Annotated in this window: 13 protein-coding genes; 5 read left to right on the top strand and 8 right to left on the bottom strand. The window is 58.0% G+C overall.

Translation table 11 applies throughout. The features are described 5' to 3' along the window. Positions 1–934, bottom strand: a 934-nt coding sequence (locus Q0K62_RS06740) for a hypothetical protein (RefSeq protein ID WP_297317210.1), incomplete at its 3' end; no start/stop codon positions are given. Positions 935–1,383: 449 nt separating this feature from the next. Here Q0K62_RS06740 and Q0K62_RS06745 point away from each other — a divergent pair. After that, positions 1,384–1,779 carry a VOC family protein gene (locus tag Q0K62_RS06745; RefSeq protein WP_297317211.1) on the top strand — a complete coding sequence of 132 codons (396 nt, stop codon included), beginning with the start codon at positions 1,384–1,386 and terminating at the stop codon, positions 1,777–1,779. A gap of 180 nt (positions 1,780–1,959) precedes the next feature. Beyond that, on the top strand, positions 1,960–2,853 hold the full coding sequence (locus Q0K62_RS06750) for a 3-hydroxyacyl-CoA dehydrogenase (RefSeq protein WP_297317212.1): 894 nt from the start codon (positions 1,960–1,962) through the stop codon (positions 2,851–2,853). Between the two features lie 98 nt (positions 2,854–2,951). Here the strand turns inward: Q0K62_RS06750 and Q0K62_RS06755 are convergent, their stop codons facing one another. The 3 genes from Q0K62_RS06755 to Q0K62_RS06765 are packed head-to-tail and all read right to left on the bottom strand — an operon-like array spanning position 2,952 to position 8,402. Beyond that, a complete protein-coding gene (locus Q0K62_RS06755; RefSeq protein WP_297317213.1) occupies positions 2,952–4,196 on the bottom strand; it encodes a family 1 glycosylhydrolase in 1,245 nt (414 codons plus the stop codon). A 36-nt stretch (positions 4,197–4,232) separates the two neighbouring features. After that, on the bottom strand, positions 4,233–7,082 hold the full coding sequence (locus Q0K62_RS06760) for an alpha-L-rhamnosidase (protein ID WP_297317214.1): 2,850 nt from the start codon (positions 7,080–7,082) through the stop codon (positions 4,233–4,235). A 30-nt stretch (positions 7,083–7,112) separates the two neighbouring features. Beyond that, on the bottom strand, positions 7,113–8,402 hold the full coding sequence (locus Q0K62_RS06765; protein WP_297317215.1) for an MFS transporter: 1,290 nt from the start codon (positions 8,400–8,402) through the stop codon (positions 7,113–7,115). A gap of 262 nt (positions 8,403–8,664) precedes the next feature. On the opposite strand from Q0K62_RS06765, the gene Q0K62_RS06770 reads away from it, so the two are divergent. Beyond that, positions 8,665–9,471 carry an IclR family transcriptional regulator gene (locus Q0K62_RS06770; RefSeq protein WP_297317216.1) on the top strand — a complete coding sequence of 269 codons (807 nt, stop codon included), beginning with the start codon at positions 8,665–8,667 and terminating at the stop codon, positions 9,469–9,471. Positions 9,472–9,698: 227 nt separating this feature from the next. After that, complete coding sequence (locus Q0K62_RS06775; RefSeq protein ID WP_297317217.1) at positions 9,699–11,381, top strand: MFS transporter; 1,683 nt, start codon at positions 9,699–9,701, stop codon at positions 11,379–11,381. 864 nt (positions 11,382–12,245) lie between these two features. On the opposite strand, the gene Q0K62_RS06780 is transcribed toward Q0K62_RS06775, so the two are convergent. From Q0K62_RS06780 to Q0K62_RS06795, 4 genes are all read right to left on the bottom strand, one after another. Beyond that, positions 12,246–14,360 (bottom strand): TIM-barrel domain-containing protein, encoded by a 2,115-nt coding sequence (locus Q0K62_RS06780; protein WP_297317218.1) that lies wholly within the window; start codon positions 14,358–14,360, stop codon positions 12,246–12,248. A 38-nt stretch (positions 14,361–14,398) separates the two neighbouring features. Then, a complete protein-coding gene (locus tag Q0K62_RS06785) occupies positions 14,399–15,211 on the bottom strand; it encodes a carbohydrate ABC transporter permease (RefSeq protein ID WP_297317219.1) in 813 nt (270 codons plus the stop codon). Next, positions 15,211–16,161, bottom strand: a complete 951-nt coding sequence (locus Q0K62_RS06790; RefSeq protein ID WP_297317220.1) for a sugar ABC transporter permease — start codon at positions 16,159–16,161, stop codon at positions 15,211–15,213. The genes Q0K62_RS06785 and Q0K62_RS06790 overlap by 1 nt, the downstream gene beginning before the upstream one ends. A 92-nt stretch (positions 16,162–16,253) precedes the next feature. Beyond that, positions 16,254–17,444 carry an extracellular solute-binding protein gene (locus Q0K62_RS06795; RefSeq protein ID WP_297317221.1) on the bottom strand — a complete coding sequence of 397 codons (1,191 nt, stop codon included), beginning with the start codon at positions 17,442–17,444 and terminating at the stop codon, positions 16,254–16,256. Positions 17,445–17,673: 229 nt separating this feature from the next. Between Q0K62_RS06795 and Q0K62_RS06800 the strand changes: the two genes are divergently transcribed. After that, complete coding sequence (locus Q0K62_RS06800) at positions 17,674–18,741, top strand: LacI family DNA-binding transcriptional regulator (protein ID WP_297317222.1); 1,068 nt, start codon at positions 17,674–17,676, stop codon at positions 18,739–18,741. Positions 18,742–18,856: the final 115 nt, after the last annotated feature.

The raw sequence follows: 18,856 nt of genomic DNA on the forward strand, positions 1-18,856 counted from the left end.
GGTACACATCGCCCTGGGCTATATGCTCCTTGCCCTTGGTAAACCACCGATAGAAGCGGTCCCGACCTATCGTGTCATGGGCACTGTATGGATAGTCGGGCCCAATCCCATCCGAATCCGCATGATTCGTCAAACCGGAATCGGCAACCCCGGCGCGCCCGGAATCACGCGCGCCCGCGATTTCTTCAGCGAGCGCATCGGATTGGAGCAATCCCAGTACGTCCTCAAGCAGATAGGATTCACGACCGGAATCCTCCCTGCCGGTCTGCGCATCGAATCCGTCGCACGCCACCACAGCATTGCGGCCATCCACATCACTCTCCGTGGCGCGGCCATCGTCATGCTGACCATTGCAGGAACCCTCCTCTCCGCCCCGCTCGCCAGAGCCGTCATCCAAGTGAATCACGGTGGCGGAATGCCCGCCGGCCTTCAGGTCCAGGTTGATGATCCCCCGATAGAGGGTCAGCGAGATGACAGGCAGGGCGGTATCCCTGGGTATGCGCTCCTCCAGGTCCTCAATCATGAAGATGGTGTCATACCCGAAGTAGCCGAACCAGCCCATCCCGAAAGGTCCCGCATGGCCACCGCTGATGATGAAGGAGGACTCGATCCGTCTCAGCACCGCGAAGACCTCCTGGATATCGGGGACCGGGTGGCGAATCACCCCCTGCTCAATCTGTCCAAAGGGCTCCAGGACGCTGGTCAGCCGGCTATTGCCCAGGGGGTCGATGGTCATGACACGGTCCGTCACGCTTAGGGTCAGGATGGGCTCGAAGCCGATCACGGAGCGGTTCCGGTCAGGGTCTGGGCCGCTCAGGGACTCCAGAAGGAAGAGCTGGTCCTCCCGGTACCTGGTCCGCAGACGCCTGTAGATGGCCAGGGCGTCAAGGTCGCTGGCGAACTGACGGGATTCCATGGTTGCGTTGATGGTCATACCGATACTTCCTTTGTCGGATGCTGCGGTTCGAAAAACGGGAATGAGCCCTCACCCGGTGCCGAACGTACCCAGACCAAGCCAGGTATACGGCATTCCAGGGGATGAATCATCGGATAGGTCATGCCCGCAAATGAGGAGAAAAGGGGTCTCAAGAAATGAGGCGGATATGCGAATAGAAGAAGAACCGAACCGGTTCTGGCCCTTCAGGCCGGAAGCATCAACACCATCGAGCATCGACATAGAAAAAGACACCCTTGGGCAACCAGACCTGCCGTGATGTCGTTTTCTTCATGGGCACGATGCTAGAGCACCAGATGGCTTCCGCACAATCAACATCCAGCATGCGGACTTACCCTGTCCGAGTACTTCCGGTCCGGCCGTGCAGCAGTATCCTGAAAAGCATCAGGCTGCCGCGCAACACGTGCGCACATGCAAAGGAGTGACCCATGCAACCCATGTCCGCATTCACCACAGACCTTCAGCACTCGGGCATAATCGCCCGGAATCTGGATGAGACCATCGATTTCTACACTCGGAAGCTCGGCTTCGAGGTGGCCGGCATCTTCCCCAATGGGGAAAACCGCTGCGCCTTCCTGCGGTACGGGCATCTGACCATTGAAACCTGGGAGGGGGAGGAGGCCCCCATGATGACGGGAGCCATCAACCACCTGGCCTTGGATGCCCCGGATATCGAGGCCGCCTACAGGAACGCCCAGGAGTTGGGACTGGAGATCAAGGAGGATGGCATCCAGTCCATTCCCGCTTTCTGGGACAAGGGCATCCGCTACTTCAACATCTTCGGGCCCAACAGGGAAACAATCGAATTCTGCCAGATTCTGTGAACCCGGCCACGATCAGCCGTGCCGATGTGTGATAAATGCTACATATAATCGCCTGCGATACTCTCAAAAGACTGGAAAACAGCGGATTTCCAAGGTAATGCGATGATTATTCGAATCTGGAATACCACTATCATTGTTGGTGTACCCAACGGGGGGTACCAACCAAGAAAGAGATTCCTCATGACGAACATTGCGAAAGTCACAGTGGCCGGCGGTGGTGTGCTGGGGAGCCAGATCGCCTTCCAATCAGCCTTCAAGGGCAAGAAAGTTACCGTTTACGATATCAATGACGACGCCGTTGCAGCAGCGGAGAAGCGCATCAGGGCCAGGTGGGATGCCTATAAGCACGACATCGATGCCACCGAGGAACAGTTCGACGCCGGTCTGAAGAATCTGACCTACACAGCCGATATGGCCGAAGCCGTCAAAGATGCCGACCTCGTCATCGAAGCCGTGCCGGAGAAACCGACCATCAAGCATGACTTCTACCGGAATCTGGCCGAACTGGCTCCGGCAGGGACCATCTTCGCCAGCAACTCATCGACCTATGTACCCAGCGTCTTCGCGCCGGACACCGGCAGACCAGACAAGTTCCTCAACCTCCACTTCGCCAACAAGGTCTGGCTCTACAACACCGCGGAAATCATGGGCACCGACCAGACCGACCCCCAGGTCTTCCAGACGGTCGTCGAATTCGCCGAGGAGATCGGCATGGTTCCGATCATCCTCAAGAAGGAGCAACCCGGTTACGTTCTCAACACCCTGCTGATTCCGCTTCTGAACGCGGCAGGCTACCTCTGGGGCCACGACATCGCCGACCCGGAGACCATCGACAGGACCTGGATGATCGCCACCGGAGCCTCCACCGGCCCCTTCGGCATCTTCGATACGGTTGGGCTGCGCACCGCTTTCAATATCACAGCGGAACAGCAGGGCAGCAACCCTGATTTCCAGCCGTTCCTGGACAAAATCCAACAGATGATCGACGCGAATACGGTTGGCATCGAGACAGGCCGGGGCTTCTACCAGTATCCGAATCCCGAGTTCGAGAACCCCGACTTCCTGAAAGCCTGAGAGTCATCAGGCTGCTCTACCTATATGTCGAGTTCCACAGGCTTCCCACGGGAAATCCGTGGAACTCGACATTGGTTTTTCGCGAGTCCTAACGGCCGTCAGAGGACAGTGGAGGCCACGATGTCGCGGTAGACCGCGGCGCTTCCCTTGGGCTTGCGGTCGTAGGTGCCGTTCTCGCGCTCAACCGAGCACAGCCCGAAGTGAACGTCGAAGGCGCTGATCCACTCGTAGTTATCCATGAGCGACCAGTGGAAGTATCCCAGTACGGGCACATTGTCACGGACCAGCTCGACCAGGGGCGGAATCGAAGCCTTGATGAATCGGCAGCGCAGGTCGTCATCCGGGGTGGAGACGCCATGCTCGGTCACGACAACGGGAAGACCGGTCAGATGATGGATGTAGGTCACGGAGTTGGCCAGCGACTCGGGATGAAGCGGGGAGCCGCTCTCATTCACATCCTCGCCGGGCTGAGCCGGAATCGGCCCATTGTCATCGAAGACCTCACGTTCGTAGTTCTGCACACCCACGAAGTCGTCACCCTGTACTGCTGCAGCCCAGGGCCCATAGCAGGACTCACGCTTGGCCAGGGCCAGCTCCTTGCCCCTTTCGGTCGAGTAACTCTCGTCGATGACTGCCAGGGAGAGGCCCACGGGAAGGGTCGGGCAGACGGAACGCACCGCCTGAACGGCTGTGCGGTGTGCGCGAATGAAGCCGTACTCCAGCTGGGTGACCTCTTCGGGAATGACGACGTTACCGGAACGGTACCGCTCAACGCCGGCCTTCTTGGTGGCTGCATCGATGCAGGCACGCTGCAGGTCGACCGCCTCCTGGGGCAGACTGCCATTGTCTAGGATACGGGGCAGATCCGGCTCGTTGAAGGTGACGGCAAGGACGGCACGATCACCGATACGATCCAGCACACGTACGCACTCGTCGGCGAACATGGAGGGGGCATCATGGTTCAGCCAGCCGCCCTTGGCCGCAAACCAGCTGGGAATGGTGAAGTGGCACAGGGTTATGGCCGGGTCAATGCCCCGCTCCAGGCAGCCGTCAACCATCCGGTCGTAGTGGTCCAGGGCGGACTGGTCGATCTTCCCCTCTTCGGGCTCGATCCGGGCCCACTCCACGGAGAAGCGGTAGGAATTCAGACCTATCTTCTTGACCAGGTCGAGGTCATCCTCCCAACGCTCCCAACTGTTGCAGGCCTTGCCGGCAGGCTCTTTGAAGACGCTGGGGGTCACGCCCTCCAGGAAGGTGGTATCGGCTGCGGTATCGCCGCCATCCACCTGGTGCCCAGCGGTCGAGGCACCCCACAGAAAATGATCGGGCAGAATTGCTGTCATGTGATTGCTCCTTTTTGTTTGGCAACAGATTGGGTCTTATTTCTTGTCGGCGAAACCGCACGATGCGGTTTCGCCTGTGGTTCTTTCGGACAGAAACCTCTTGCAGGCCTCGACGATGTCGCCGGCCCCAGGCACGTACCCCTGCTGGGAAGCGACCTCGGGCAGGAGGTCCAGACTTGCGCCCAACCAAGGTTTTGCAGCCTTGGTGAAGGCGACATCCGCCTGATCACCCTGATAGATGGGCGACCCGGAGGCGGTCAGCGCCTGGACCAGACCGGCCATGGCCTCATCCGAATCGATAAGGTCACGGATGGTACGAATCGGTCCCGGGCCGGGGCAGACCTGGCTACTGGGCAGGTCCCAGGAATGGTGCCCATGCGTCCAGGCGCGTTCCTCCTCACCTGGCAGGGACACCCTGGCTTCGACACCGACCGGTATATCCAAGTCGAGATGGACGGTATCCGCATCCATTCGCCAGGACAGGGCGATCAACCCGTACGGGGTCTGCTGGTTCATGTCGATACCGGTCAGGGCCGCATCGAAGACCGGTGCGATGCGGACCTTCCGCCACCCCGGCTCCTCCATTGCCACCCCGGCCAGTCCGGCGAGCATCCAATGAACGATGGCTCCCAGGGCATAGTGGTTGAATGAGGTCATCTCCCCGGGGTTGATGGACCCGTCAGGAAGCATGGAATCCCAACGTTCCCAGATGGTGGTGGCACCCATGCTCACTGGATAGAGCCAGCTCGGGCAGTGACGCTGGAGCAGAAGACGGACGGCCAGATGAGGATGCCCGCTCTTGACCAGGGCGGGGCAGACCAGGGGGGTCCCCAGGAAACCTGTGGAGATGCGGAAACCGCTGACCCGCACGATGTCCGCCAGCCGGTCACCGGCACCTTTTCGCTCTTGCGGGGTCTCCAGAAGATCCCAGACCAGGGCCATGGCATAGACCGAGGCGCAATCGGAGAGGATGGCTCCATTGTCGGTGACGTATTCGTGGCGGAAAGCCTGAGCCACCTTGTCGGCCAGCCGGTCATACCGCTTGGCCTCATCCGTCTGCCCCAGGGCAGCATGGGCCCGAGCCACCAGGCGGGTGGAATGGGCAAAGTAGGCCGTAGCCACCACATCGGGATCGGCCTTGGAACCCCCGGGGTTGTCCGGCGGCGCATCCGGATCCAGCCAGTCGCCGAATTGGAAACCTCCCCGCCAGAGGTAGGAGTCGCCGCATCGAGCCGCCACCCCGTTTACGAACCCATCCATCATCGGCAGGAAACGGCGTAGCACACCGGCATCCCCGGTAGAGCGGTAAACGGCCCAGGGCACCAGCACGGCCGCATCACCCCATCCGCAGGTCAGCTTGGGGCCGTCCAGCACATCGGGGACCACCACCGGGATACCGCCATCCTGCGCCTGAGCCTGGGCCATATCGACCAACCAGGAGGAGAGAAAACCGCCGGCGTCGAAAAGGTCGAGCGCGGTGGGTGCGAACATGGCGATATCACCCGTCCAACCCAGCCGTTCATCACGCTGCGGACAATCCGTGGGCACGGTGATGAAGTTATCCATGGTGGACCAGCGGGCGTTCTGGAACAGGCGATTCAGATCGGCATCCGAGGACCGGAAGGTGGCCAGGGGCTCCATCCGGGCCGAAACCAGACAGGCCTGCAGGTCCTCTGCCCGGAAATCGTCAATCCCCTCCACCTGGACATACCTGAAGCCATGCTGGGTGAACATCGGCTCCAGGTCTTCCTCCTGACCGGAGAGGATGAAACAATCAGTCGCCCTGGCATTGCGAAGGGGCCGTGTGCCCAGCTCGCCCTTCTCCAGGACCTCCGCATGCTTCAGGACCACACGCCGACCGGCATGTCCGCTACTGACATGCATGCGGACCCAGCCCGAGAGATTCTGTCCGAAATCCACAATTCGTTTCCCTGAGGGGGTGACGATGATCTCCTGTCCGGGCAGACGGTCGACGATCCGGGCCGGTGCGGATTCCTGGGGCCTGATTCGGGATGACGGCATGGGGAGCTCACGGACGTGATGGGCCTGTCCCTGGGGATTCAGAAGGGGGAAACGCATATCCTGGGTCTGACCATCGTACAGGTCATTGGCCAGGATCGAGGACGGACGCCAGGTCCAGGCCTGATCCGTCACCAGAGTATGTTCCCCATCCCTGTCATGCCAGAGCAGGTTGGCCAGGACCCAGAGAGCACTCCCGTAGACGTCGGTACGGCAGGTCCACGAAAGCTGCCCGCGGTACCAGCCATTGCCCAGAATGATCGCCAGCTCATGCCGACCCGGTGTCAGCATGTGGGTCAGGTCATAGGTCAGGGCGTTCAAACGGTGATGGTAATCGGTCCACCCCGGGGCCAACTGGTCGGACCCGACACGGCGCCCATCCAGATAGGCCACGAAAATACCCCCTGCGGTCAGATCCAGGCGAGCCAGGTCGCAGTCCTCCCCCACCATGAAATCACGCACCATGATGGGAGAGGCCTCTTCACGACCGACTGCAGGATCGGGGGTAATGGGACGGCCGCCCCAGTCGGCGTTGTCGAGCAGACCGGTCTCCACCATGGCAGGGTCCGACCAGGCCGACCAGACCCCATCACCACCCGCGACCCGGACCCGTACACGGCAGGCCTGATGCGAGCCCAGGGGACTGCCTGGCCAAGCCACACAGACCTGATTGGAACCCTCCAGGTCGCATACCTCCGTCTGGGTACGCCCCGACGCGATCTCCACCTGGGCCCTGGTCTGCTCCCAACCCTCGGGAGCCGAAAGAACCTTCCAGGACAGGGAGGGCCTTGCATCCTCATACCCCAAAACCTGCTCACCCGCTTGGTGCAAGCCAAAACGCGCCTTGGAAACCACCACCGATGTCATGGCCGCCTACCTTCCCGTCGCTTCGGCATCCTACTTGACACCCTTAATGAGCGGCATGATCAGAACACTGCAGAGGCTGAGTATCGCACCAATCAGCCAGAGCAGGGGGTAGTTGTTGCCGCTTGCAGTGTTGATGATGAAGGGAGCCACCGCCGGAACCAGAACATTGGCACCGTTCAGGGCCAACCCGAAGACGCCCATGTCCTTGCCGGCGTCCTTGCTCTCGGGAAGAACCGCGGCGCAAAGAGCCAGATCGACAGTCAGATACATGGCCTGGCCCACACAGAATAACTCCCAGGCAACCAGGAACTGGGTGAAGCTATGGGAGGAGCCCGCCAGAATCAGGGCAAAGGCCATGATAACGGCGGCCGCGATCACGAAGGGCTTCTTCCTGCCCAGACGATCGGTGAGGAAACCGGAGCAGGAGAAGAAGATGACCGAGATGGGGGCCGAGCAGAGGGTGAGCAGACCCGCCCTGTTGCCCACCTGGTTCAAGGGGGTGTGCAGGCCGGAAATCAGGTAATACACGAAATAGGTCTGCATGGAGGCCATGGCCAGGCCCACCAGGAAGCGGGACAACCAGGTCCATCCGAAATTCGGGTGTTTCCGGGGATTAACAAAGAATCCACCGAAGAGCTTCTTCACGCTGAGCGGGGGAACCTCGCTGCGGTCCTTGACCGGATCGCGGTACATGAGGAGCAGCGGAATTGAGGCGATCAAACCCAGCAGGATAGGTACGGTCATCAGGAGGAGACCATTACCGACCAGGGCACCGGTCAGGTAGGTACCTGCCGAGAAGGCGAGGGCACCAAAGAGACCCATCAGGCCCATGACCGTGCCGCGGCGATTCTCCGGCACACCCTCAACGGCAATGACCGAGTAGGCATTGAAACCGGCCTGCATGGCCACAACCGAAATGACGTAAGCGGCACCCATCACCCAGGCGTTATCGGACAGACCCACCAAGGCGGCGGTCACCAACGAAACCAGGAGGCAACCGACAATCCAGGGACGGCGGCGGCCGAACCTGCTGGTGGTCCTGTCGGAAAGACCTCCGACCAGGGGAATGACGAACAGCATCAGCAGGGAGCCCACCGAGGTTATACGACTGTAAACGGCATCCTTCTGGTCGGGCATGACGGCTGCCACGCGCAGGGAAAGTGCCGTTCCCAGACTCATGCACATGATGTACAAGCCGACAGCAGCGATCAGCACCAATGCGATGGTCCTGCCAGGGCTGGGGTACTCGGGCGGCAGGTAGCCCGGATCGTGGTCTGTCTGACCACCGGCCTCAAGGGTCTGACTGTCTTGTTCAGTCATGTTGGTCCTCCTTTGGACTGTAAAAACCTGTATTCCCCTTGGCGCATCCGAACGGGGATACTCGGCGAGGATTCATCCGACGCGGCTTCGCACGGAAACTCGCCAAGCGCTCCTTCCGATTCCGACTTCACCAGGGGCGTTATTGTTTTTATCCGCCTCTGGACCCGGTCGAGAACTCAACTTCCACTCAATGGAAAAGTCATTGGAGAGCCCTATGCCCATTCATTAGCATTTCACATAGTGGATATGGGAGCATACGGCTATGGCAGCAACTCAAGATTCCGGCAAAGTCCCGCGACGTGGTGTGCTTAAGCGGGCTTTCGCCATCCTTGACTGCTTCACATCCGAACAACCGACATTGACCCTGACCCAGATCATGCGACGCACCGGCCTCCCAGCCAGCACCACAAGCAGGCTGCTCAAAGAGCTGACCGCCAACCAGGCCCTGACGCGGGACCGGTTCGGAGCCTACTCGATCGGCACCCGGTTGATGGAAATCGCCCAATACGCCCAACCCATGCTCAACATCAGGGAACTGGCCTCACCGATCCTCGACGAACTGGCCAGCATGACAGACGAACACATACAACTGGGCACCCTGGACGGTCTGGAGATGACCGTACTGGACAGGCGGGAAGGAAAACACAAGTTACCGATTTACTACCATATCGGCGATCGCCTTCCATTGGTGCCCACGGCCGTGGGCAGGACCCTTCTGGCCTATGCCTCCACGAAAACAATCGACCTCATCCTGAATGATGAGCAATTCACCTGGCCCACCTGGCAGACGCCCAGGCCCCCAGCTGGTCTGGTTCGTCGGGATCTGGAACGCATTCGGCACCAGCAGGTCGCCCTTCTGAAGGTCCCAGATGCTGCCGTCCATTCGGTCGCCTCTCCCATCTTCGGGAAAACCGGGTCGGTAATCGCCGCAATCGGCATCGTGGTCAACGCCAGCGAGCATCAGCTGGAGAGCTATGTGCCCATCATCAAGGCAGGCGCCCGGGCGATAACGCGTCGCGTCACCAGTCCGAAGCCCTGCAGGGTCCTGCCACCCTGGGACGGAAACTGAAGAGGGCGCACCTCCTGACCAGAGAAATTCACGGCACTAATCCGCCCGCACATGGCCCCGCTGGATGGCCTTCCCCACAGGCGGGGCTCACTCTCAAATGGCTCAAAAACGCCACAGTGATACGATGGTTATTTATGACATTTTCGTGAAGACGATCCGATGGGAGACTACTGGGGCATACGAAGACCCTCGATACACACAACGGCCAGGAGCCGGAGAAGGAATATATGGCACACACGGAAACAAGTTCAACCGACGGAAACGCTTCTGATACCAGTTCCGATAAGAAGCGTGAACCGAAGCAGACCGGGAAGGACGGGAAGGCCGACACCACCGTCAAACGCAGGTCCCGGAAACACAACCAGCGTCCACACCGGACCTGGAATCAGCGTCTGCATCTCACCGACATCAACGTAGTAGATGCGTCAACCCTGAAGCGGGCCATCGCCGGCACGGCGGTCGGCAATTTCATGGAATGGTACGATGTCGGGGTTTACGGATATCTGGCTGTGACCATCGGACGGGTCTTCCTCTCCGACGCATCGGATGCCATCCAACGTCTCTTCTCCCTGGGCGTCTTCGCCGTGACCTTCATCGCCCGCCCCTTGGGCGGCATAGTGTTGGGCCAGCTGGGTGACAAGCTGGGCCGCCAACGGATCCTGGCCTTCACCCTCCTGAGCATGTCGGCCGCCACCCTGCTGATCGGCATCATGCCCGGATACGCGGCCGTGGGCCCGCTGGCTCCCATCCTCCTGATTCTGCTCAAACTGGTCCAGGGCTTCTCGACCGGCGGTGAATACGCCGGTGCATCGACCATGGTCACCGAGTATGCCCCCGACCGGCACCGCGGCTTCTTCGCCTCTCTTCTGGACGTGGGCTCCTACCTGGGCTATGCCTTCGGCGCGGGCCTGGTCTCCCTTCTGGAGTTCCAACTCTCGCCCGAAGCCATGCTGGCCTGGGGTTGGCGCATCCCCTTCATCATCGCCCTCCCCCTGGCGGCCATTGCCGTCTACTTCAGGGCCAAGGTGCAGGACACCCCGGCCTTTGAGCAGGCACAAGCCGCCACGGCCGAGAAGACCAAGAGCGAACATAAGGGCCTGATCGACCTGATCCGTGGGTACTGGAAGGAACTGGTCATGGCCTTCATCCTGGTGGCCGCGGCCAACACCCTTGGCTACACCCTGACGGCTTACATGCCAACCTACCTGACGGGCACCCTCCACTACAACACGGCCCAGGCCAACCTCCTCTCCCTGCCGGTCCTCCTTCTGGTGGCTTTCTGCATTCCCATCACCGGGGCGCTCTCCGACCGCTTCGGGCGAAAGAAGATCCTCTTCATGGGCGCCGTCACCGGCCTCTGCCTCTCCCTGCCGGCCTTCAAGATCCTGGAACGGGACACCACTGGCGCGGTCTTCACCGGACTGGTCCTTCTGGCCATACCGGTCATCTTCTTTGTGGCCAACCTGGCCTCGACCCTGCCGGCCCTCTTCCCCACAGCCTCGCGGTACGGCGGTATGGGGCTCTCCTACAATCTGGCGGTTGCCGTCTTCGGAGGAACAGCGCCCCTGATCATGGAGGCCCTGGTTGCAGCCACCGGCAAGAGCCTGGCCCCCGCCTACTGGATCATGTTCACCTCGACCTGTGGCCTGGTGACCGTCCTCTTCCTTGCCGAGACCGCCCGCAAGCCCATGCCGGGCACCATGCCCACGGTCCTCAACCGCCAGGAGGCCCGCGACCTGGTGGCCACCCAGGACCAGAATCCGGACCTGGACGTCAAGACCATCATCAAGGACGCCGAAGAAAACGGCACCCGCAAGACCCCCGAGATGCTGATGGCCGAAGCCGAGAAGAAGCTGGGAGTGGATCAGCTGACGAGTACCGATCCCTCAGCGAATTCCGGGAAAGACTAGACGCTCAGTCGTCTCTGCGTCTAACGCCCCCCCCCCGCCTGCCAATAGGAAGTATATGCAGAGGCGGAAAACCCTTGGCCCGGTGGGGGGGGGGGCTCCTTCTTTCTGCGACCCGATCTGCTTGGTCGTATTTATGTCGTTGCTCTGTGTATAACCGAGGTAAGCAGGTCGAATACTCTTGGCCGCATCAACGCAGGCGGTTATTCCGAGAGAAAGGAAAAAGCACCCAGGCCTTGACCATTGAGGAGTCCCACAACGATATACGGTCTATCGGTCGGGTAACCCCCATGCTGGTCTCCTGAAGCAGGCCACCAGTCTCGCCCACATGTGGGCTGATGAAAACGAACACCTTGGGGCTTCCCCCATCCGCAATCGGTATATCTACCGGGGGCGATCAGACCATCTCGTGCGGTCCGGTCGACTGCACGGCAGAATTCAACAGCCAGAACTAGTGGTATGTGTTCTGGCCGGCTTTGAAGCCTTGCAAGGTTTCGGGACTGCGCAACGGTTACAACCAGCCGGAGCATCACCATAGGAATGAATCGCCCGCCCTACCCGTGGGAACCCTATTCAGGCCGGATCACTCCCCACGTTGATTCACGACGCAAGCGTGCAGATCTGATTATTCACAGACGGCGGATAAGCGCAGAGCAAATCCACTCGTCCGTTGATACTTAAAGGCCAGTCCACCATAGGGGTCCAATCCGGAAACACCACGAAATATGTGTTTCCGGTTTGGACCCCTGCTGAATATCCAAAACCGTTATTGTTCATATCCAGGTCGCTATTCCGATCAGCAGGTGGTGGACAATATGGCCTCGCGCGCCTTGTGCGCCTCAAGGCAATAAGGGACATAAGCAATACTCAGATTAGCCCTTGGAGCCCATGATCCTTCCCGTTACGGGCAAAGACCGGAATAACGTCAATCGGGGTACGGACCTGAACTGCCTGACCACCGTGGAACTCCTCACCTGTATGCAAATCAAGCCAGTGCAGATTCTTATCACCCGGCAGCCAGACTTCCCTTACCTCGGCACCTGCTTCGACAACAGGAGCAACCAGCAAATCAGGGCCGAACATGTACTCATCCGATATATCCGCCGCCCTCGTATCTTCGGGGAACTCGAAGAAAAGTCCTCGGACAAGAGGAAGACCAAGCTTGTGGGCCTCATGGAAGAGACTGCGAGTATAGGGCCTCATCGCTTCTCTGACCTTGATGAACTTGCGGAAGACCTCTTCGACCTGTAACCCATAACTCCAAGGTTCGTTGTCAGCACCCGAAGGCGAACGGTGCTGCCCATCAGCTGTCGTTACGCTCTCCTTGCCGTCGACGGAATGAAGACTGCGGTCACCGTGATTGCGCATTACTGGCAGGAAGCAAGAGAAGGCACACCACCTGGAAAGAAGCTCACGGAAACCGCCCGTATCGACAATGCCGTCGTGGAAACCGCCCATATCCGTGGTAAACCAAGGAATGCCGGCCATCCCCATATGTATGGCGCAGGTAATTTGCGAGCGCATATCATCGAATGTCGAGCCGACATCACCCGACCAAACAAGCGATCCATACCGCTGCGAACCGGCCCAGGCACATCTGGTCAGATTGACAATTTCGCCTTCTGCTCCCTCAGCTGCCTGACCGTCATAAAATCCCTTGTTGTAGAGTTGCGGATATATATTGCCCACATTCAGATCGCTGCCCAGGCTATACCGATAGTTACGGAAATCATATACTCCATATTCCGGTTCGGCCTCATCGAGCCAGAAGGCCCGTACGCCCTTGTCCCAGTAGTTCTCCTTGCAAAGGTTCCATACGAAATCCCGGGCGCCGGGGTTGGTCGCATCGTAATTGACGCTTGGTTCCTCGAACATCATGTCCAAGTTCAGTCCGGACTCTGTGCTGGTCAGGTAGTTCCGCTTCTTCATTTCTACAAAGTTCTCGGATGCTATCGAAACCTGTGGCCATACAGACACCATGAGTTTGATGCCCAGCTTGTCCAGCTCCTCGATCATAGCCGCTGGATCCGGCCAGAATTCATCTTCGAAGCGGTAGTCCCCCATATGTGGCCAGTGGAAGAAGTCGACCACCAGAAGATCCAGCGGTATGCCCCTGTCTTTGAAACCACGAGCAACCTTCACCACCTGATCCTGGTTCCAATACCGCAGCTTGCTTTGCCAAAATCCAAGCCCCCATTCGGGCATGACCGGGGCATGACCGGTGGCGTCTGCATACTGCGACTCAATCTGTGCAAAGGTATCACCCGCGGTAATCCAATAATCTATTTGATCGCTGGATCGTGCCTCCCATTCTGTCCTGTTTTTCCCGAAAGTGGCCCTGCCGACGGCGGGATTGTGCCAGAGGAAGCCATAACCTGCTGAAGATACAACGAAGGGTACGCTGGCTTGGGAATTACGATGAGCAAGCTCGAAAGTGCAGCCCTTGATGTCCAAGTTATCCTGCTGGTATTCCCCCATGCCATACAAGTGCTCATCCGGAACTGAGACGAATGATGCCTCGAGGCTGTAACTACCGCCGGCTATGGGTTCATACTGCCTGGCTTTGAGCATCAAGGAGCCGCCCTCTGGGGTTTCGCGCATGAGGCATCGCCCCTGGTCGTTCCAGAAACTCAGTTCGCATCCGAACACCTCGTAGCCGGCGCTGCCAACATGATGATGCGATGAGCAAGCTTTCACGGTGATTGAACCGTTGGTCAATTCCGCTTCTCCCCGATCCTGGTCGAAGCTGGTATGACAGGAATCAGCAGCCGCCTCCTCACCCGCATTCTGGTAGGTCATTGTCCGATGATTCGCCTCAATCACCTTGTCTTTGGGGAGCAGAGCCCATTCGTGGGGATTGAAGGCATCGTTACGGGTGGACCTCACCCGAATACTGTTCCGTCCCCAAGCTTCGATACGGAGCGTCTCTCCGTCGCCGGTCCAGATCAGATAATCCGGTCCGATTTGAAAATCCTCGTACACCTTGTCTCCTTTGTGACTTCCTTCGTGGTTCCGCAGTCTCAGTCCTTAACGGCCCCAGCCGTAACCCCTGCCGCCACATACCTCTGGGCGAAGACCAGCAATATCGTCGCCGGAATCGATGAAAGAACGGCAGTGGCCATCATCGGCCCCCATTCCTGCGTCTGGGCTCCAATATAGGCATAGAGCCCCAGGGTAATCGGGCGCCTGCTGCCTCCACCATCCAGAGTACTGGCGAAGAGGAAGTCCGACCACGCCCACAGGAAAGCGAACAGGCTGACTGTAACTATGGAATTGCGCGAAAGCGGTATCACGATGCTGGTGAACCGCCTCAGCCTTGTTGCACCATCCACTTCTGCAGCCTCCAAGAGAGACTTCGGAATACTTTCCATAAAGGACGTCAGAAGCATGACCGCAAAGGGAACGGCTATGGTCGAATCGGCAAGCACCAGTCCAGGAATCGTATCAAGCAAACCAACCTTGTTGTAGATCTCATAGAACCCCAGGGTGATGACCACGGCCGGAATCATCTGTGCCACAATCAACAGAAAGCTGATTACTCTGGAACCCCGGACACGCAACAGCGAAAGGGCATAGGCTGAGGGCAGCGCTATGACCAGGGTCAGAATCACGCAGCACAGAGCCAGAACGATTGAAGTGGCCAGGTTGGGTAGCTGGATATCGAGCACCCTGGCGTAATTATCCAGCGTGAAGTCCATGGGAATCACGTCACCGGATCTGATGGAACCTTTTGCCGTGAAAGAGATATTGACCATCCAGTAAACAGGGAAAAGCATGATGGCCGTGAAGAATATCCCCAGTGCGGTCTTGAGACCGGAATGTCTGTGCATCATCAGTTCTCCTCCTGAGCCTTCTGCACCCGCAGGTAGATGAAACCGAATATCAGAGCCACCAGTATCAGGATGCTGCCCAAGACGGCCGCCTGGGAGTACTTGATCGTGGCCGATGTCCCCTTACCGAAGGCCATGGAATAAGCCCAAGTCGCCAAAGTCTTCGAACTACCTGTGCCCATGCTCATCACCCAGATCACATCCACGACCTTCAAGGTGTATACGAAACCGAGCAACAGGGTGATGGATGTGACCGGGCGCAACAGCGGGAAGGTAATGTTCCAGAAACGATTCCACGCGTTACAACCATCCAAGGCGGCGGCCTCATACAGGTCGGCGCTGATATTCTGCAGTCCTGAATACAGGATAACCAGATTAAAAGGAATCCCCAGCCAGATATTGGCGATGATGACCGCCCAGAGCGAGTGATCGGCCTGCAACCACCAAATCGGATTGATGCCGAACAGACCCAGGAATTTGTTGAGAATTCCGCTGTCAGGATTCATCATCCATTGCCATGTTGTTCCCGAAACAATCAGGGGCAGGAGCCAGGGAATCAGCATGATGCCACGCAGAAGCCCCGACAACTTAAAGTTGTCGTTAAAGAAGACCGCCAGGGCAAGACCGATGGCATATTGGAAAATCAGAGATACCACGACGAAAATCAGGGTCTGCAGAACCACAGGCCAGAATTCCGATGAGCCGATGACCTCGCGGTAGATGTCCAAACCGACAAAGGGAGCATCTCCTGTAACGAAGGTTCGTCTGGTGTACCGATGCAGGCTCATCGACATGTTCTGAAGGAGCGGCGCTGCATAGAAGATCAGCAGATATATAATCAACGGCAACACGAAACCGATTGCTGCCATCTGCCCATTTAACCTGTCAAGCATGCCGCGTCGACCATCCGGCTGTGTCGATACCGCAGTCATTTCACTAGCTTTGCGTTTCATGGAGTCCCTCTCACGTATTGCCTTTCAGAGTTCACTCCTCGGCAATGCAAGATCTGTAACTGTCTTGCATTGCCGAGGATCATCACGTCACTTCACTGCTTGTTCAAGGCAGCCAACAGAGACTCGGACAGGGACGCAGAGGTCTCTTCATACTTGAGACCGAGGTCAGAGGTGCGCCCTTGCGCCTTTTCAATTGAAGCCTCCCACTGAGCAAGGCCGGCGTTCTCCTTGACTTGGCGATCACGCACGCTCTTCTTGGCGGACAGGTTGCTCAAGGCATTATTTACCTTGAGGAGTTTCTCAGGCTGGGAAAGGCAGGAAATGACCTTTACGGCCTTGTCATAATGTTCCTTGGCATTCTTCTTGTGAGTTGCCACCATGGCGAATTCTCCACCGGTCGGGACCGGGGCCACACCGCCATCCTTGGCGGGAATCGGAATCATCTTGGCATTCGCCTTGTCAGCCTCTGCCTGCATCCAGGTTCCTATCTCAACGAAGCCATAATCTCCGGCAAGGAAAAGATCCCATGCGGCGGACTGCGTATCGGTGGTTGCGGACTTAGGCGCCCAGCCCTTCTGGATCCAACCGGACAGCAGATTCTCCGCATCAGTTCGTGCCTGTGAATCCGTATGCTTCAAGTTTCCTTTTGCACCCCAGAACCAAGGCAGGAACTGGAATACGCCTTCCTCGCCGGATATTCCGGAGAAGGCAATCCCCTTGTGCCCGGAGGCGACCACCGCTTCAATCGCCTTGTTTAACGAATCCCAATCCTTGATGCTTGAAACGTCAACCCCGGCTTCACCGACAATCTTGGGATTATAAATGAGACCCAGCGTATTGGAGCCCCCCAGGGGCACTCCGTATGTCACCTTATTCACAATGCCCGGCGCCTCGAGGTTGGTGTCATAGCCAGTCGATTTCAGACCGGTCTCATCCCCGCCTGCCACCAGGGCAGCATCCACTGCCGAGGGAATCATGGGGTTATCGATCACTGCCACATCCGGACCGTTGTCTTCCTTGACAGCAGTGGTCAAGTTATTCAACAAGTCGGAAGTGGCAATGGCCTGGCGCTTGATGGTGTATCCCTCCGGAGCACAGGATTTGACCAGCTTGTCGAACTCGGATCCATTGGTGTGACGCGTCCAGTCATCCCAGAACTGAATGGTCTTGTCATCCTTGCTGGCCTCTTGTGACGAGGAACCACAAGCACTTACCCCAACAGCCATTGCGCAAACGCATGAAAGCGCCATCGTCTTGACCATCGCCGTCTTTATACGTCGCATATAAACTCCTCCTTGAGTATTCCGCTCAGTCGTCATCGTGGATGCCTGCGTACTGCAACCACTATGTAAACCGGTTTTACAAACCGGTTTACATCACTATATACCGCACTCATCCTTCCCGCAAATCAACTACGGGAAACAAGGCGTTCTTCCACGCTGGATCAGGATTTATCTAAGCCTCCGGGATATCATGAGGGATGATCCCGAAATGGTTGAAAGGAACGGCACAGTGTCCACCATCAATGATGTGGCCAAAGAGGCCGGTGTCTCGAAAACAACCGTTTCCTTTGTGCTTACAGGTTTCCGGCCAGTATCGAAAGAAACCGAGGCCAAGGTTCGTGCGGCCATGGACAAGTTGGGATATGTGGCCAATCACTCCGCCCAAAGCCTGTCAACCTCCAAAACGAACACCATAGGGGTCATTACCAGCAACCGGCAAGGAGCATACTTCGAGCTGGCTAGAGGGACTTACATCAACTGGCTCTCCAAAGCCGCAACCAATGCCGGATACGATATGCTCATCGTCAATGACCCGGATGGGACAGCAACAGCCAACGTCTGCCAATCCCACAAGGCCGATGGCCTCATCTTTCTGGACGTTCGCCGACAAGACCCCCGAATCCCATTCGCCGCCAAGTCGGGAATACCGACCGTCTGTCTGGGTGTTCCGGATGATTGGATGGATCTGGACGTGGTTGATACTGATTTCGGGCATGCCGCTTCAAGCATCATCGGAAAACTCGCATCAGAAGGTCACACTAATATCTGCCTGATCACTCTCCCCCAGCCCATCTTGGATCAGAAACTCAACGACACCTTCAGATTCATTCAATCGGCCAAAAGGACATCGCAACGACTTCACCTCGCTCTCAGCATCCGCACATGCACCACCGATGCGGAAAACATCGAAAATGAAGTTGCTGACATCCTGTCCACGCAGACCGAAACAACCGCGTATGTCATTCAGAACGAGTCTGCCATCCTGGTCTTCCACCATCTCCTGGAGACCAACAACATACCTGTTCCGCAGCAGTATTCTGTCGTGGTCTCATGCGAAAAACAGATGTCCGATGCACTCTACATGCCATTTTCAGCCTTGCAGAACGACGTGAAACTCGTCACTGAGACGGCGCTGAGAACACTCATCAACCACATCAAACATCCCAACCGCAGGCCTCAATTCAAGCTCCTGCAGGGGCAATATGTTGACCGTGATACCGTTGCGCCAGTCTCACCGAAGACCGGTTCCCCTACCCGGACCTGTAGAACCGCAGGCGGAAGAACTCCCTCCGGTTGACCGTCAACCCAGGACTCCCCTAAGCACCCGGTCAGAAGTTTGGTCAGGCCTGGTGTTAACTCAATCCGGATGGTGTACCAGATCGCGCTCGATCCAGGCCATGACCAGGGTGGCC

This window comes from uncultured Bifidobacterium sp. (genome assembly GCF_945269915.1).
Lineage (GTDB): Bacteria > Actinomycetota > Actinomycetes > Actinomycetales > Bifidobacteriaceae > Bombiscardovia > Bombiscardovia indica.

Excerpts from the sequence above, each read along its gene's own strand:
- Q0K62_RS06745 (WP_297317211.1), top strand. The coding sequence starts at position 1,384 with ATGCAACCCATGTCCGCATTCACCACAGACCTTCAGCACTCGGGCATA.
- Q0K62_RS06785 (WP_297317219.1), bottom strand. The coding sequence starts at position 15,211 with ATGATGCACAGACATTCCGGTCTCAAGACCGCACTGGGGATATTCTTC.
- Q0K62_RS06775 (WP_297317217.1), top strand. The coding sequence starts at position 9,699 with ATGGCACACACGGAAACAAGTTCAACCGACGGAAACGCTTCTGATACC.
- Q0K62_RS06790 (WP_297317220.1), bottom strand. The coding sequence starts at position 16,161 with ATGAAACGCAAAGCTAGTGAAATGACTGCGGTATCGACACAGCCGGAT.
- Q0K62_RS06770 (WP_297317216.1), top strand. The coding sequence starts at position 8,665 with ATGGCAGCAACTCAAGATTCCGGCAAAGTCCCGCGACGTGGTGTGCTT.
- Q0K62_RS06755 (WP_297317213.1), bottom strand. The coding sequence starts at position 4,196 with ATGACAGCAATTCTGCCCGATCATTTTCTGTGGGGTGCCTCGACCGCT.
- Q0K62_RS06765 (WP_297317215.1), bottom strand. The coding sequence starts at position 8,402 with ATGACTGAACAAGACAGTCAGACCCTTGAGGCCGGTGGTCAGACAGAC.
- Q0K62_RS06760 (WP_297317214.1), bottom strand. The coding sequence starts at position 7,082 with ATGACATCGGTGGTGGTTTCCAAGGCGCGTTTTGGCTTGCACCAAGCG.
- Q0K62_RS06750 (WP_297317212.1), top strand. The coding sequence starts at position 1,960 with ATGACGAACATTGCGAAAGTCACAGTGGCCGGCGGTGGTGTGCTGGGG.
- Q0K62_RS06795 (WP_297317221.1), bottom strand. The coding sequence starts at position 17,444 with ATGCGACGTATAAAGACGGCGATGGTCAAGACGATGGCGCTTTCATGC.